The sequence below is a fragment of the Marinomonas profundimaris genome (assembly GCF_000508165.1).
Lineage (GTDB): Bacteria > Pseudomonadota > Gammaproteobacteria > Pseudomonadales > Marinomonadaceae > Marinomonas > Marinomonas profundimaris.
In genome coordinates this window covers 17,796-33,371 of the sequence record NZ_AYOZ01000010.1, presented here as the reverse complement: position 1 = coordinate 33,371, position 15,576 = coordinate 17,796, and the positions used below count along the sequence as shown (strand labels likewise).

The window sequence follows — 15,576 nt, the reverse complement described above, 5'->3', positions numbered from 1 at the left end:
TACTATGTCTCGAGTTGCTAATAGTCCCGTGACGCTTCCTAGTGGTGTAGATCTAACTCTGAAAGGCCAAAACGTCGTTGTTAAAGGCGGTAAAGGTTCTTTAGAGTTTAATGTTCACACAAGCGTACAAGTGTCTAAAGAAGAAAATGTTATTACCTTCGCTGCGCGCGATGGTGCCAAACAAAGCCGTGCCTTAGCTGGTACAACTCGTGCTTTGGTTAACAACATGGTTGTTGGTGTTAGCCAGGGTTTTGAGAAAAGATTGCTTCTTCAAGGTGTTGGTTATCGTGCTGCTCTTAAAGGCAACGTGCTTAACCTTTCTCTGGGTTTTTCTCATCCAGTAGATTATGAACTACCTGAAGGCATAACAGCTGAATGTGCTTCTCAAACAGAAATCGTGATCCGTGGTGTTGATAAACAAGCCGTTGGTCAGGTTGCTGCAGAAGTTCGCGGTTTCCGTCCACCTGAGCCATATAAAGGTAAGGGTGTTCGTTATGCTGACGAAATTATTCGTCGTAAAGAAGCTAAGAAGAAGTAGGTAAGCATTCATGAACACTAAAAAACAATCTCGGATTCGTCGTGCACGCCGTGCACGCTTGCATATTCGTGACTTAGGTGCGAATCGTCTTACTGTACATCGCACGCCACGCCATATGTATGCTCAAGTGATTTCTCCATGTGGTAGTAAAGTGCTAGCAAGCGCTTCTACACTTGAAGAAGCTCTTCGCGGTACAGCGACAGGTAACAAAGTAGCGGCTAAAGAAGTCGGCACTTTGATCGCTACTCGCGCTAAAGAAGCAGGTGTCACTTCGGTCGCTTTTGACCGTTCTGGCTTCAAATACCATGGCCGCGTTCAGGTTCTTGCTGACGCAGCACGTGAAGCCGGTCTAGAGTTCTAAGGGGTAGCAAATGGCAGTTAATGATCAACAAACTAGCGACCTCCAAGAGAAGCTAGTTCAAGTAAACCGCGTTGCTAAAGTTGTAAAGGGTGGTCGTATCTTCTCTTTCACAGCTTTAACTGTAGTCGGTGATGGAAATGGTAAAGTTGGCTTTGGTCGTGGTAAAGCGCGTGAAGTTCCTCAGGCTATTCAAAAAGCAATGGAACAAGCGCGCCGCAACATGGTCTCTGTGAAACTTAATGGTGATACTCTTCAGTATCCAGTTAAGGCAAATCATGGAGCATCTAAAGTTTACATGCAGCCTGCTTCTCAAGGTACTGGTATCATCGCCGGTGGTGCAATGCGTGCGGTTCTAGAAATCGCTGGCGTTCACAACGTATTGGCTAAATGTTACGGTTCTACAAACCCAGTAAACGTAGTTCGCGCTACGATTAAAGGTTTGCAGGATATGAAAGCACCTGAACAAATCGCGGCTAAACGCGGTAAGTCAGTCGATCAAATTTTGGGGTAATGTGTCATGGCGAATAAAACCATCACAGTTCAACTAACCCGCAGCCCGATCGGTCGTCTTCCAAAGCACCGTGAAACTGTTAAAGGCTTGGGTTTGCGTAAAGTTGGCCAAACTCGTCAGTTGGAAGATACTCCAGCTGTACGTGGTATGGTTAATAAAGTTTATTACATGGTTAAAGTGGTAGGGGAATAACATGTTCTTAAATACACTTAGTCCTGCTGAGGGTAGCAAACATGCTCCTAAACGTGTTGGTCGCGGTATTGGTAGCGGCTTGGGCAAAACCGGCGGACGAGGCCATAAAGGTCTTAAATCTCGCTCTGGTGGCTCAGTAAAACCTGGTTTTGAAGGTGGTCAAATGCCTTTGCAGCGTCGTCTGCCAAAATTCGGTTTTACTTCACGTCAAGCAAAGTATGTTGCTGAAGTTCGTTTAAACGAACTTGCTGCTGTAAATGCTGAAGTTGTAGATTTGGCTGCTCTTAAAAGCGCCGACATTCTTGGTCATCAAATTAAGACAGCGCGTGTAATTTTGTCAGGTTCTATCGACAAAGCAGTTACTGTTCGTGGTCTTAAAGTGACTAAAGGTGCTCGTGCCGCTATTGAAGCAGCTGGCGGAAAAGTCGAGGAATAAATGGCAAAGCGTGGCTCACTACCTGCTGGGATGCAAAACGGATTAAGCGAGCTTTGGTCTCGTATCCGTTTCGTTTTTTTAGCGATTATTGTATACCGAATCGGTGCGCACATTCCTGTTCCAGGTATTAATCCTGACAGATTGTCTGCGTTGTTTGATCAAAATGAAGGCACTATTCTGAGTTTATTTAACGTATTCTCAGGGGGCGCGCTTGAGCGCATGAGTATTTTTGCGCTCGGGATTTTGCCCTATATTTCTGCCTCTATTATTATGCAGTTATTGACGGTTGTGAGTCCGCAGCTAGAGCAACTTAAGAAAGAGGGTGAGGCGGGTCGTCGCAAGATTACTCAATACACTCGCTACGGTACTGTGCTTCTTGCTCTTGTTCAATCTGCCAGTATGGCGGTTGGGTTGGCAAGTCAGGGTATATCCTTTAGCAGTGGCATGGAATTCTATGCTGTTGCGGTGGTTACCTTGGTGGCAGGTACTGTTTTCTTAATGTGGTTAGGCGAGCAAGTTACTGAAAAAGGTATAGGTAATGGTATATCCATCCTTATCTTTGCCGGTATTGTGGCTGGTCTGCCTTCTGCTTTAGGCCGTTCATTTGAGTCGGCTCGTCAAGGCGATATTAATATTCTTGCTTTGTTGTTGATTGGTATTATGGCCATTGCGACTATCGCGTTCGTTGTTTTCATCGAGCGTGGCCAACGTCGTATAACGGTTAATTATGCTAAGCGTCAACAAGGCAAAAAAGTGTTTGCTGCACAAAAGAGTCATTTGCCTCTTAAAGTGAATATGGCTGGTGTTATACCACCTATCTTTGCTTCAAGTATCCTTTTGTTTCCTGCTTCGATCGGACAATGGTTTGGTCAAGGTGAGGGTATGGAATGGTTGCAAAATATCTCTTTGGCTTTGGCTCCTGGGCAACCGCTCTATGTGCTGTTGTTTGCGATAGCAATTGTTTTCTTTTGCTTTTTCTATACAGCGCTAGTGTTCAACCCAAAAGATGTAGCAGATAACTTGAAAAAATCCGGTGCTTTTTTGCCGGGTATTCGTCCAGGCGATCATACTGCTCGATATATTGATGGTGTAATGACTCGTTTGACACTGTTTGGTGCTTTGTACATCACATTAGTGTCGTTGATGCCTCAATTCTTTGTTGTTGCGTGGAATGTTCCATTCTACTTTGGCGGGACTTCTATGTTGATCGTAGTCGTTGTTGTCATGGACTTTATGTCGCAAGTGCAAAGTCATTTGATGAGTCAGCAATACGAGTCGTTAATGAAGAAATCTAATCTGACTGGTTATGGTCCAAATGGCCTAATGCGTTAAGCGTTGGTTGGAGTTGAACATGAAAGTACGTGCATCTGTAAAGAAAATCTGTCGTAACTGTAAAATCGTGCGTCGTCACGGTTCAGTTCGAGTGATTTGCGTTGAGCCTCGTCACAAACAGCGTCAAGGTTAATAGCGAGTTCGCTCGATGATGGGAAAGGGTGGTTGATTTATGTCCTAAAGATAGGCATAATCAGCCGCCCTCATGAAAGTAAAGTGATGAATTATTAAATAATCATCAATAACAACGGAGTAATATGAATGGCTCGTATAGCCGGTGTCAATATTCCTGACAATAAACATGCGGTCATTTCTCTGACTTACATCTTCGGAATTGGTCGCACTCGTTCGCGCGCTATTTGCGCTGCGACTGGTGTTGCAGAAACTGCGAAAATCGGTTCATTAAGTGATGATATCCTTGATGAACTTCGTGGCGAAGTTGCAAAGTATATTGTAGAGGGTGACTTACGTCGTGAAGTCAGTATGTCTATCAAACGTTTGATGGACTTAGGTTGTAATCGCGGGATTCGTCATCGCCGCAGCCTACCAGTTCGTGGTCAACGTACCAAAACGAACGCCCGTACTCGAAAAGGCCCTCGTAAGCCTATTCGTAAGTAATTTAAACGCGTTTCGCTCTAATTACACAGTTAATTAGAGCTGAGCATTAAATAGGAAAGTGCAATATGGCTAAGCCAGCTACGCGCAATACCAAGAAAAAAGTCAAAAAGACAGTCGTCGATGGTGTTGCTCATGTACACGCATCATTTAATAACACGATTGTGACTATCACCGACCGCCAAGGCAACGCATTGTCTTGGGCTACTGCAGGTGGTTCTGGTTTTCGCGGTTCTCGAAAAAGTACACCTTTCGCAGCTCAAGTAGCAGCGGAACGTGCCGGTACTGTCGCACAAGAATTCGGCCTTAAAAACGTTGACGTAATGATTAAGGGCCCTGGTCCTGGTCGTGAGTCCGCAGTTCGCGCATTAAATGCATTGGGCTTGCGTATCAATAACATCACAGATGTGACGCCAATCCCGCACAACGGTTGCCGTCCACCTAAGAAACGTCGCGTTTAACTGAGGAGACAGATACATGGCTCGTTATATAGGTCCAACTTGTAAGTTGTCTCGTCGTGAAGGTACCGACTTGCAATTGAAGAGCGGTTCACGCGCTCTTGAGTCAAAATGTAAAGCAGATACGGTTCCTGGTGTGCACGGTGCACGTCGCGGTCGTCTTTCTGATTACGGCTTGCAATTACGTGAGAAACAAAAAGTTCGTCGTATGTACGGCGTTCTTGAGAAACAATTTAGTAATTACTACAAATCTGCCGCTCGTCTAAAAGGCGCAACTGGTGAAAACCTTTTGCAACTTTTGGAATCACGTTTAGATAACGTTGTTTATCGTGCAGGTTTCGGCTCTACACGTGCGGAAGCTCGTCAACTAGTTGGCCATAAAGGCATTCTAGTTAACGGCGCGACTGTTAACATTGCATCTTACCAAGTTAAAGCTGGTGACGTAGTGTCAATTCGTGAAAAAGCTAAGAAGCAATTGCGTGTACAAAGCGCACTAGAGCTATCTAAAGGTCGCGCACCGATCCATTGGATCGAAGTTGATTCAACTAAACTGGAAGCAACTTACAAAGCTGCTCCAGAACGTGCCGATTTATCAGCTGAAATTAATGAGAACCTAATTGTCGAACTTTACTCTAAGTAAGTTGGTGATTAGGATTAAGAAATAGGTGGATCTATGCAGCGTTCAGTGAGCGAATTGTTAACCCCACGCAACATTGAAGTTCAGGAATTAGGCAATACTCGCGCTAAAGTTACACTGCAACCGCTTGAACGTGGTTTTGGTCATACTTTGGGTAACGCGTTGCGCCGAATTCTTCTGTCTTCAATGCCAGGTTGTGCGATTGTTGAAGTTGAAATCGACGGTGTATTACATGAATACAGCGCAATCGAAGGGGTTAAAGAAGATGTAATTGAGATTCTTCTTAACCTGAAAGGAGTTGCGATCGCTCTACACGGGCAGGATGAAGCAACTCTTACTCTAAGTAAAAAGGGTCCTGGTATCGTAACAGCTGGAGATATTCAGTTGGTTGCTGATGCAGAGATCGCTAACCCTGACCATGTTATTGCGCACTTGGATGATACTGCAGAGTTAACTATGCAGATCAAAGTCGCTCGTGGTCGTGGTTATGAGCCTGCTGATGCTCGTATTGCTGGCGACGATGAGACTCGTCCAATTGGTCGCTTGCAACTGGATGCCTCGTTCAGTCCTGTACGTCGTGTTGCTTACAGTGTTGATAATGCTCGAGTTGAGCAGCGTACTGATCTAGATAAGTTAGTCTTAGACATCGAATCTAACGGTACAATCGACCCTGAAGAAGCTATCCGTCGCGCAGCGACTATTCTACAACAACAAATTGCTGTATTCGTCGCCCTTGAAAGCGAGAGTGAAGCACCTGTTGTAGAAGAAGAGGATGAAATTGATCCAATTTTGCTACGCCCGGTTGATGATCTTGAATTGACCGTTCGCAGTGCTAACTGTTTAAAAGCAGAGAACATTTATTACATCGGTGATTTGATTCAACGTACTGAGGTTGAGCTTCTTAAGACGCCTAACCTAGGTAAGAAGTCGTTAACTGAAATCAAAGATGTTTTAGCACAGCGTGGTTTGTCTTTGGGAATGCGTTTGGAAAACTGGCCGCCGGCTAGTTTGAAAGACGATAGCAAAGTTCTAGCTCGCTAGGTCATTGTTCCCTGACCACCGTAGTTTGGTAAGGAATGTAAAATGCGTCATCGTAAGAGTGGACGTCACTTAAACCGTACTAGCTCACATCGTAAAGCGATGTTTAAAAATATGGCTGCTTCTTTGTTTGAGCACGAAGTTATTAAAACTACGTTGCCTAAAGCAAAAGAATTACGTCGTGTTGCTGAGCCATTGATCACACTGGCGAAAATCGATTCCGTTGCGAATCGTCGTCTAGCCTTTGCTCGTACTCGTAGCAAAGACGCAGTAGGTAAATTGTTTACTGAACTTGGTCCTCGTTACCAAGCTCGTCCTGGCGGCTACATTCGCATTTTGAAATGCGGATTCCGTACAGGTGATAACGCGCCTATGGCTTACGTTGAATTGGTCGATCGACCAGTAGCGGAAGCAGCTGAGTAATATCAGTTAGTAACAAAAAAGCCGAGCTTATAGCTCGGCTTTTTTTTGTTTTTGAAAAGGTGATTACCAGTTGGTAAAAAAATACCCGATGAAGCGAACCTGCTTGATCGGGTATTTTAATTCCAGAGTGACTACATCAGTCTAGCATCAGTTTTAAGAATCTTCCTGTGTGTGAATTCTCTGTTTTGGCAATATCTTCTGGTGTTCCTTCCGCAATAATGTAGCCGCCACCACTTCCGCCTTCTGGTCCCAAATCTACGACCCAGTCAGCTGTTTTGATAACATCTAAATTATGTTCGATAACCACGACAGTATTGCCGTGGTCTCTTAGTCGATGAAGTACTTTAAGGAGTTGCTCGATATCGGCAAAATGCAATCCTGTTGTGGGTTCATCTAATATATACAACGTGGTACCTGTGTCGCGTTTAGAGAGCTCTTTAGCCAGCTTAACTCGTTGAGCTTCGCCACCAGAAAGTGTTGTGGCAGCCTGTCCAAGGCGTATGTAGCCAAGGCCAACATCCATTAGCGTTTGCAGCTTACGTGCAATAGAAGGCACTGGATCGAAGAATTCACGCGCGTCTTCAATGGTCATTTCTAAGCATTGACGAATGTTCTTGCCCTTATAATGTATCTCCAATGTTTCACGATTATAGCGTTGGCCCTTACAGACATCGCAGGGCACATACACATCCGGTAGAAAGTGCATTTCTACCTTGATGACACCATCGCCTTGGCACGCTTCACAGCGCCCGCCTTTTACATTGAAACTAAAGCGGCCTGGTTTATAACCACGTGAACGAGCTTCTTGTGTTGCTGAGAAAAGCTCTCTCATCGGTGTGAAAATACCAGTATAAGTTGCAGGGTTAGAGCGAGGAGTTCGGCCGATAGGGCTTTGGTCTATGTCGACACACTTATCAAATAGGTCAAGACCTTCAATACGTTCATGCGGTGCTGCTTTTAGGGTTGTTGCACCGTTTAATGCGGTTGCGGCAAGAGGGTATAAAGTGCCATTAATTAATGTCGACTTACCTGACCCCGAAACACCAGTGATGCACGTCATGACACCCACTGGGATTTTAAGGTCAACGGTGTTTAGGTTGTTTCCCGTTGCACCAATTAGGTTAAGAAGCTGTTTGTCTTTCGCGGTATGGCGAATGGAGGGGATCTCAATTTTACGTTTTCCGGTTAAAAACTGGCCGGTAACAGAATCAGGGCAATCCATAATATCTTGAGGTGTGCCACTGGCAATGATTTGTCCACCATGAACGCCTGCGCCTGGACCAATATCAACAACGAAATCCGCCACGCGAATCGCGTCCTCATCGTGCTCAACCACGATCACTGTATTGCCTAAATCTCTTAGTCTAGTGAGCGTTGCAATAAGGCGTTCATTGTCACGTTGGTGTAGGCCTATTGAGGGCTCATCAAGTATGTACATAACGCCGACTAAGCCGGCGCCAATTTGACTTGCTAAACGAATACGCTGGGCTTCGCCGCCAGACAAAGAATCTGCTTTGCGATCAAGGGTTAAGTATTCCAGTCCGACATTAACTAAGAAAGTCAGTCGGTCACGAATCTCTTTCAATATCTTAGAGGCAATTTCACCGCGTGCGCCCGGTAGGTCCAGTGTTTCAAAATATTTTAGGCATTCGGCAATGGGATAGGTGACTATTTCAGGCAGTGTTTGTTCTGCGATGAATACATTGCGTGCCGAACGATTGAGTCGACTGCCATGGCAATCTGGGCAAGGTTGAATGCTGATGTATTGAGAGAGATCATCCCGAACACTTTCAGATTCGGTTTCATGGTAGCGGCGTTGTAAGTTTGGAAGCACGCCTTCAAAGGCATGTGAACGCGTCATTTTGTCGCCACGTTCATTGATGTAAACGAAATCGATTTTGTCTTTACCGGAGCCTTGTAACACACGTTTTTTAAAATCTGCTGGAATGTCCTGATATTTTAATTCGATATCAAAACCATAATGTTTCGCGAGTGCGGTGAGTTGTTGGTAGTAGAAAATACTGCGACGTCCCCAGCCTCGAATCGCGCCTTCGGCCAGCGTGAGTGTCTCATCTTGGATGATTCTGTCAGGGTCAAACGTTTGATGCGTGCCAAGGCCGTCACAGGTTTGGCAGGCACCATTTGGGTTATTGAACGAGAATAGTCGAGGTTCGAGTTCGGTTAAGCTGTATCCACAGACTGGGCAAGCGAATTTACTGGAAAAAATATACTCTTCTTTTTCATCGTCCATGTTAATGACTTTGGCGATGCCATCGGATAGGCCAAGGCATGTCTCAAAGGATTCCGCGAGACGAAGCTGTAGATCAGATCGCACTTTAAATCTGTCAATCACCACTTCAATCGTGTGCTTTTTGTTTTTTTCTAGCGTAGGGGCGTCATCTAGGTCGACGACAATGCCATCGATGCGTGCACGAATGAAGCCCTTAGAAAGTAAGTCGCTAATGGTGTGTAAATGCTCACCTTTTCTATCCTTTACGATAGGCGCCAGCAGCATCATTTTTGTTTCTTCTGGTAGCGATATAACTTTATCAACCATCTGTGATATGGTTTGCGCTTCTAATGGTTCACCGTGATCTGGGCAGCGTGGCTGTCCTGCTCGAGCAAATAATAATCGAAGATAGTCGTAGATTTCTGTTATTGTGCCGACGGTTGATCTTGGATTGTGGGAGGTGGATTTTTGTTCAATTGAAATCGCCGGAGACAGTCCTTCGATATGGTCAATGTCTGGTTTTTCCATCATGGATAAAAACTGACGAGCGTATGTCGAAAGCGATTCTACATAGCGACGTTGGCCTTCGGCGTATAGCGTATCGAAGGCGAGCGAGGATTTACCAGAGCCTGATAGTCCAGTTATCACCACCAATTTGTCTCTTGGGATGTCTAGGTCCACATTTTTAAGATTGTGAGTGCGGGCCCCGCGTATGGTAATGGTATCCATGAGTCTCCAATGTGAAGTCGATCTACAGAAATAAATCTGCGAGTAAATTAAATAACTGTCTATTTTTACAGTAGTTGAAATGGAGCTTCAACGGTATTTTTTGTAAAATGGCCATCTTTTTTTCTTAACCCCTAAGTTAAGCGGTTGTAACTTCCTTATGGATCTACTCGAACGTCGTTCTGTCCTTGCTTTAGCCATGATCTATTTATTTAGAATGCTGGGCTTATTTCTTATCATGCCAGTAATAAGTGTTGCGGCAGATGGTTTAACAGGCGCAGACGCTGCATTAATTGGAACAGCGATTGGTATTTATGGGCTCACACAAGCAAGCTTGCAAATCCCGATGGGAATGTGGTCCGATAAAATAGGTCGGAAGCGTGTGATTGTCATCGGCCTTTTGTTGTTTGCGACTGGTAGCTTAATTTGTGCAAATGCCAATGACATTAATGTGCTCATCATTGGTCGTGCGGTGCAGGGTGCTGGCGCCATTGCGAGTACTTTAATGGCATTATTAAGTGATGTAACAAGAGAGCAAAATCGCACCAAAGCCATGGCAATTGTCGGCATTAGTATTGGTGCATCGTTTATGTTGTCCTTGGTGCTGGGGCCTTGGGTTTTTGATTTGGTCGGTCTTTCAGGGCTTTTTTATCTCTCTTTTGTGTTGTCTTTAGTGGGCATCGTGCTGATTGTTTTTGCGGTTCCCAATAGTGTTCAGCATACTTTTCGCCGTGACACGACACCGAGTCTATTGGCGCTGGGGTTGGTGCTAAAAGATTCAAAATTACGTTTCTTGAATGTCAGTGTATTGCTGTTGCATGGCAGTTTAACGGCACTGTTTGTTACTGTGCCCGGATTATTGATTCATCAGTATGGTTTAGCACTGTCTCAGCACAGTTGGTTATACTTAGCCGTCATGGGTTTTGCGTTTGTAGGTATGTTACCATTGGTCATTGTTGCTGAGTCAAAAGGCAAAATGAAAGGCGTGCTCGTTACTGTGATTGTTTTATTGGGTTTGAGCTCAATATTATTACAATGGGCGCCTTATCTTTGGGTTTTTGGCCTCTTGCTATGGGTGTATTTTGTAGGCTTTAATTCTTTAGAAGCTACATTGCCCTCACTGGTCAGTAAATTGGCTCCTGTTGGTTATCGTGGTACGGCAATGGGTGTATTTTCGACGCATCAATTCATGGGCTCTTTTTTGGGCGGTGTCGGAGGTGGTTGGCTGCTACAGCATCATTCGAACAGCGGTGTTTTTTGGGTCGTTGGTGTGGTGTTTCTGGCTTGGTCTTTAGTTGGTTTGGCACAACCTGCACCGCCTCAATTGAGCAGCTTGGCGTTTAGCTTGCCCAATATGACAGCAGATGAAATAACGAAGTTGGCGGATCAACTTTCTAAAATCCAAGGAGTGGAAGGTATGCAAATCTTCAAAGATGAGCAAACAGCTTATCTTAAAATCGATAAGAAATTATTAGACAAAGACACCTTGATGCGTCTTGCACCACAAGTGATTCTTTAAAAAAACATATATTGAACTTTTAAGCTGGAGAACAACGTCATGGCGCGTGGAATAAACAAAGTAATCTTGATTGGTAACGCAGGCAATGATGCCGAAGTGCGTTTTATGCCATCTGGCGCAGCGGTTGCAAACGTTAACCTTGCGACGTCTGAAAGCTGGCGTGACAAGCAAACGGGTCAAATGCAAGAGCGTACAGAATGGCACCGTGTTGCCTTTATGGATCGTGGTAACTTCCGTCTTGGTCAGATCGCGGGCGATTTTATTAAGAAAGGCTCGAAAGTGTACGTTGAAGGCTCATTGCGTACTCGTGAATGGGAAAAAGACGGCGTTAAGCGTTACACCACAGAAATCGTTGCGAACGAAATGCAGTTATTAGACGGTCGTGGTGATGGTGGTAATGCAGGCCAACAGGGCGGATACGACGCGGCTCCAGCAGGCGGGCAAGGTGGGTACGGACAAGCACCACAACAGACACCTCAGCAAGGTGGTTACGGCCAAGCGCCACAGCAAGCGCCTCAGGGATTTAATCAGCCTCAAGCTGGCGGTTATGGACAGGCACCACAGCAAGCCGCGCCACAACAAGCTGCGCCACAATCTTTTGGAAGTTGGGGCAACGCACCTCAGCAAGCACCTGCTCAAGCCGCTCCACAACAGCGCGCGCCTCAGCAAGCTGCACCTCAGCGTGCCGCAGCGCCAAAAGCCCCAGAGCCAAAGCCTCAGCAAGCGCCAAATTTTGATGACTTTGATGATGACATCCCGTTCTAGATTACGTGTAATCTAAAATGGTTGATTTTAAGCTTAAAGGCTCCTGTTTAGGGGCCTTTATTGTTATATATAGAGGCTGAAAAGCCGATGAATTCATGAGGTATGGGCGGTGAGTGACGAAGATGAAGCGTCTTTGTTTGCGCAAGAAGTAGCGGGTATTAAGCCGCTTAAAAAAGGCGAAGTATATCTGCGGAAAAAAGGTCCACAGGTGGATTTTTACGTTCGTAAACAGGCCGCCTCGATCGCTCAAGAAGCAGACAGAAACCACTTGTCACATGATTTCGTTGAGAAAGTGGAGCCGAACGATGTGCTTGAATATAAGCGTTCCGGTGTCCAAGATGGTGTTTTTAAACGTTTAAGACAAGGGAAATATGGAATCGAGGCACGTTTAGATTTGCATCGTCATACGGTGGCTCAAGCTCGCGAGCAAGTGTATCAATTCGCGGATGATTGTATGCGTAATGATATTCGAGTGGCAATCATCGTGCATGGAAAAGGCGATCGAACACCTGAGCCAGAAAATCAGGCCATGATTAAAAGCTATATTAATAAATGGCTTAGAGATCTCGACGTGGTGATGGCATTTCACAGCGCGCAGCGACACCACGGTGGTCTGGGTGCAGTTTATGTGCTGTTCAAGAAAACAGAAAAAGCCCGTTTAGACGATTGGGAAAAACATCAAAAGCGCTAGTGTTGTATTGGACCTGAAAGGAAAGCGTTCACGTTATTTCGTGCAGTAAATGGCAGTTTTTTGCTATAATTTCGCCACTTTGCTGTCTTGGACTTATGTTGTCTTGAATGTATCCAAGCTGCCCCAAAACATTGTAATCATCGTATTCAAAATCCTATCGAGGTAGAGAATGGCAAACCGCACCGCGCATCATCCTGCATTTACATTTCTTCGCAGTGAATTTATCGACGCTCTTAACGTGACTGTTCAGGAGTTTGAGCACACCGTAACGGGTGCCAAGCACTTTCATATTGCATCAGAGAATGATGAAAACGTATTTTTAGTCGGCTTAAAAACCATTCCGACGGATTCTTGTGGTGTGGCGCACATTCTTGAGCACACGGTATTGTGTGGTTCTGAGCGTTTTCCCGTTCGTGACCCTTTCTTTATGATGATTCGTCGTTCGCTGAATACTTTCATGAACGCGTTTACGTCGTCTGATTGGACCGCTTACCCGTTTGCTAGCAAGAATAAGAAAGACTTCCATAACCTGTTGGATGTGTATTTAGACGCGGTGTTCTTTTCCCGCTTGGATGAGATGGACTTTTCTCAAGAAGGCCATCGTTTAGAGTTTGCTGAGCCTGAAAATTCCGAGTCAGACTTGACGTTCAAAGGTGTTGTGTTCAATGAGATGAAAGGCGCCATGAGTTCGACGACGTCTGTATTGTGGCAAACGTTGACGAAGTACTTGTTTCCAAATAACACGTATCATTTCAATTCAGGTGGCGAGCCAACGGACATTCCTGATTTATCGTATCAAGATTTATTGGCGTTTTATCGCACGCATTACCATCCTTCTAACGCCGTGTTTATGACATTTGGTGATATTCCTGCTGAGACACTACAAGCTGAGTTTGAAGCGAAAGTATTAAGTCGTTTTGAGCGCCTAGAAGAGCAGGTGAGTGTGCCAAACGTGAAACGTTATTTTTCTCCGGTTCGAGTCGAAGAAGGCTACGCGGCGGATGAAGTAAAAGAAGATGGCAGTCACGTCGTGGTTGGCTGGTTGCTGGGAGAAAGCACCGATTTGAATCAGCAATTTGAAGCGCAACTGTTATCGAGTGTGTTGCTCGACAACAGTGCTTCACCTTTGCTTAGAGTCTTAGAAAATAGTGATCTTGGCCGTGCGCCGTCCCCTTTGTGCGGTCTGGAAGACAGCAATAAAGAAATGAGTTTTATGTGTGGTTTGGAAGGTGTGAAACGTGACGACGCTGCCAAAGTAGAAGCGTTGATTATTACCACGCTAGAAGAGATCGCAAAAAATGGCGTGCCACAAGAGTCCGTAGACGCCATGTTGCACCAATTGGAATTGAGTCAACGAGAAGTGGGTGGCGGTAGCTACCCATATGGTTTGCAGTTGATCTTAGCGGGATTGTCGACCGCTGTGCACGATGGTGATGTAATTGCTCAGCTGGATTTGGATCCGGTGATTGATGCGATGCGCGAAAAAGTACGTGATGCGCAATACATTCCCAATCTGATCGAAACGTTACTGTTGTCGAACGCTCATCGAGTTTCCATCACATTGAGCCCTGATGATGCATTAGAAGCGCGTCGTAATCAGGCCGAAACCGATCGATTAAGTAAGATCAAAGCGGCGTTGTCCGACGAAGATAAAGCAGACATTGTGGCTCGTAGCGCGGCACTGAAAGCGCGTCAGTCACAAGTTGATGATATGAGTATTTTGCCAAAAGTGGGCTTAGAAGATGTGCCTGCGCGTTTGCCTGAATATGAGAAAGCAAAAATAGCGGGTGATTTGCCTGTTACCTTCTACCCTCAAGGGACGAACGGTTTGGTGTACCAGCAATTGGTGATTGATTTACCGGCGCTGGACGAAGAAGAAATTGAATATTTGCCTTTGTTCTCTTCGATGATGACGGAGCTGGGTATAGGTGAAGAAGATTATTTGACGGTTCAAGAGCGTCAAGCTCAAGTGTGTGGTGGTTTGGGAGCGTCTAATTCCATTCGAGCGACGATTGAAGATCGCCAAGCATTGAATGGCTACTTTATATTGTCGTCCAAAGCCTTGGTGCCGAATGTAAAAGCCATGAGCGAATTATTAAAAGACACCATGTTGAATGTACACTTCGACGAAACAAGTCGTGTCAAAGAGTTGGTCGCGCAGCGTCGTGCTCGCCGTGAGCAATCCATTACTGGGCAGGGTCATTCACTGGCAATGACAGCGGCATCGAGTGCGCTATCAGGTTTGGCGGCGCAACAAGAAAAATGGGGTGGCATGTCGGGGATTCGTGCAGCCATTGCACTAGATGATGCCATGAAGGCGGACAGCGAGACCGTTGATACTGTATTGGCGGTGTTTAAACGTTTGCATGCAAAGCTGCTGTTGGCGAATAAACAGCTTCTCTTGGTCGCAGAGCCTCAGCATGAAGCGAGTATTTTGGCGGATGTTCAGGCAATTTTTGCCAACCTACCGGTGGGCAGTGCAGTGACGAAGTTTGCTTTGGTGCCTACGGATTCTAAAGTAAATGTTGCTTGGTTGACGTCCACTCAGGTGAGCTTTTGCAGTAAAGCGTTCCGTACGGCATTTGGAGATCACCCTGATGTTGCGGCATTGACTGTATTGGGCGGCTTCCTTCGCAACGGTTTCTTGCATCGAGTGATTCGAGAGCAAGGTGGTGCTTACGGCGGTGGTGCAAGCTTTGATGGCAGCACTGGGTCGTTCCGATTCTATTCTTATCGTGATCCGCGCTTGACGGAAACCTTGGCGGATTTCGATGCCTCTATTGAATGGATGTTAAACGAAACACACACAGACGACGCGCTTGAAGAAGCCATTTTGGGTGTAATTGGCTCTATGGATAAACCAGGGTCGCCAGCGGGTGAAGCGCAAAGCGATTTTTATGTTTATCTGCATGGTCGTAGTTTGGCGTATCGTGAAGCGTTTCGAGCCAAAATATTGGCAGTGACCATTGACCAATTGAAGCAGGTAACTAAGACGTATTTAACCAAAGAAAATGAAAATACCGCCGTGGTAACGTCCACGTCAAAACGAGCAGAATTAGAAATGTTAGGGTTTGATATTCAATCTCTATAATTCGATATTTTTA

17 protein-coding genes are annotated in these 15,576 nt (G+C 45.5%); 16 read left to right on the top strand and 1 reads right to left on the bottom strand.

Annotation, left to right across the window (positions count from 1 at the left end; genetic code table 11):
- Positions 1–4: 4 nt before the first annotated feature.
- The 12 genes from rplF (at position 5) to rplQ (ending at position 6,541) form a co-directional block, all read left to right on the top strand.
- The gene (gene rplF, locus D104_RS25680) at positions 5–538 is read left to right on the top strand and encodes a 50S ribosomal protein L6 (protein WP_024023514.1); all 534 of its coding nucleotides are present in this window, start codon (positions 5–7) and stop codon (positions 536–538) included.
- 10 nt (positions 539–548) lie between these two features.
- Positions 549–899 (top strand): 50S ribosomal protein L18, encoded by a 351-nt coding sequence (gene rplR / locus D104_RS25675; protein WP_024023513.1) that lies wholly within the window; start codon positions 549–551, stop codon positions 897–899.
- A 10-nt stretch (positions 900–909) separates the two neighbouring features.
- Positions 910–1,410 carry a 30S ribosomal protein S5 gene (gene rpsE / locus D104_RS25670; RefSeq protein ID WP_024023512.1) on the top strand — a complete coding sequence of 167 codons (501 nt, stop codon included), beginning with the start codon at positions 910–912 and terminating at the stop codon, positions 1,408–1,410.
- Positions 1,411–1,416: 6 nt separating this feature from the next.
- Entirely contained in the window at positions 1,417–1,602 is a 186-nt protein-coding gene (rpmD, locus tag D104_RS25665; protein ID WP_024023511.1) for a 50S ribosomal protein L30, read from the top strand.
- A 1-nt stretch (position 1,603) separates the two neighbouring features.
- On the top strand, positions 1,604–2,038 hold the full coding sequence (gene rplO, locus D104_RS25660) for a 50S ribosomal protein L15 (protein WP_024023510.1): 435 nt from the start codon (positions 1,604–1,606) through the stop codon (positions 2,036–2,038).
- A complete protein-coding gene (gene secY, locus D104_RS25655; protein WP_024023509.1) occupies positions 2,039–3,370 on the top strand; it encodes a preprotein translocase subunit SecY in 1,332 nt (443 codons plus the stop codon).
- A 19-nt stretch (positions 3,371–3,389) separates the two neighbouring features.
- A complete protein-coding gene (gene rpmJ / locus D104_RS37140) occupies positions 3,390–3,503 on the top strand; it encodes a 50S ribosomal protein L36 (RefSeq protein WP_084546001.1) in 114 nt (37 codons plus the stop codon).
- Between the two features lie 128 nt (positions 3,504–3,631).
- The gene (gene rpsM, locus D104_RS25650) at positions 3,632–3,988 is read left to right on the top strand and encodes a 30S ribosomal protein S13 (protein ID WP_024023508.1); all 357 of its coding nucleotides are present in this window, start codon (positions 3,632–3,634) and stop codon (positions 3,986–3,988) included.
- A 65-nt stretch (positions 3,989–4,053) separates the two neighbouring features.
- Positions 4,054–4,446: a 30S ribosomal protein S11 gene (rpsK, locus tag D104_RS25645; RefSeq protein WP_012071913.1), complete on the top strand. Its 393-nt coding sequence runs from the start codon at positions 4,054–4,056 to the stop codon at positions 4,444–4,446.
- A gap of 16 nt (positions 4,447–4,462) precedes the next feature.
- Positions 4,463–5,083: a 30S ribosomal protein S4 gene (gene rpsD, locus D104_RS25640; protein WP_024023507.1), complete on the top strand. Its 621-nt coding sequence runs from the start codon at positions 4,463–4,465 to the stop codon at positions 5,081–5,083.
- Between the two features lie 33 nt (positions 5,084–5,116).
- On the top strand, positions 5,117–6,121 hold the full coding sequence (locus D104_RS25635) for a DNA-directed RNA polymerase subunit alpha (protein WP_024023506.1): 1,005 nt from the start codon (positions 5,117–5,119) through the stop codon (positions 6,119–6,121).
- Between the two features lie 42 nt (positions 6,122–6,163).
- Positions 6,164–6,541, top strand: coding sequence for a 50S ribosomal protein L17 (gene rplQ, locus D104_RS25630; RefSeq protein WP_024023505.1), 378 nt, complete (start codon positions 6,164–6,166; stop codon positions 6,539–6,541).
- 136 nt (positions 6,542–6,677) lie between these two features.
- Here the strand turns inward: rplQ and uvrA are convergent, their stop codons facing one another.
- Entirely contained in the window at positions 6,678–9,500 is a 2,823-nt protein-coding gene (uvrA, locus tag D104_RS25625) for an excinuclease ABC subunit UvrA (protein ID WP_024023504.1), read from the bottom strand.
- A 157-nt stretch (positions 9,501–9,657) separates the two neighbouring features.
- Here uvrA and D104_RS25620 point away from each other — a divergent pair, with 157 nt between their 5' ends.
- The 4 genes from D104_RS25620 to D104_RS25605 all read left to right on the top strand — a co-directional run bounded on the left by D104_RS25620 (position 9,658) and on the right by D104_RS25605 (position 15,563).
- Positions 9,658–11,016, top strand: coding sequence for an MFS transporter (locus D104_RS25620; protein ID WP_024023503.1), 1,359 nt, complete (start codon positions 9,658–9,660; stop codon positions 11,014–11,016).
- Between the two features lie 39 nt (positions 11,017–11,055).
- Positions 11,056–11,781 (top strand): single-stranded DNA-binding protein, encoded by a 726-nt coding sequence (gene ssb, locus D104_RS25615; RefSeq protein ID WP_024023502.1) that lies wholly within the window; start codon positions 11,056–11,058, stop codon positions 11,779–11,781.
- Between the two features lie 109 nt (positions 11,782–11,890).
- Entirely contained in the window at positions 11,891–12,472 is a 582-nt protein-coding gene (gene smrA / locus D104_RS25610; protein WP_024023501.1) for a DNA endonuclease SmrA, read from the top strand.
- A 169-nt stretch (positions 12,473–12,641) separates the two neighbouring features.
- Entirely contained in the window at positions 12,642–15,563 is a 2,922-nt protein-coding gene (locus tag D104_RS25605; RefSeq protein WP_024023500.1) for an insulinase family protein, read from the top strand.
- The last annotated feature ends 13 nt before the right edge of the window (positions 15,564–15,576 follow it).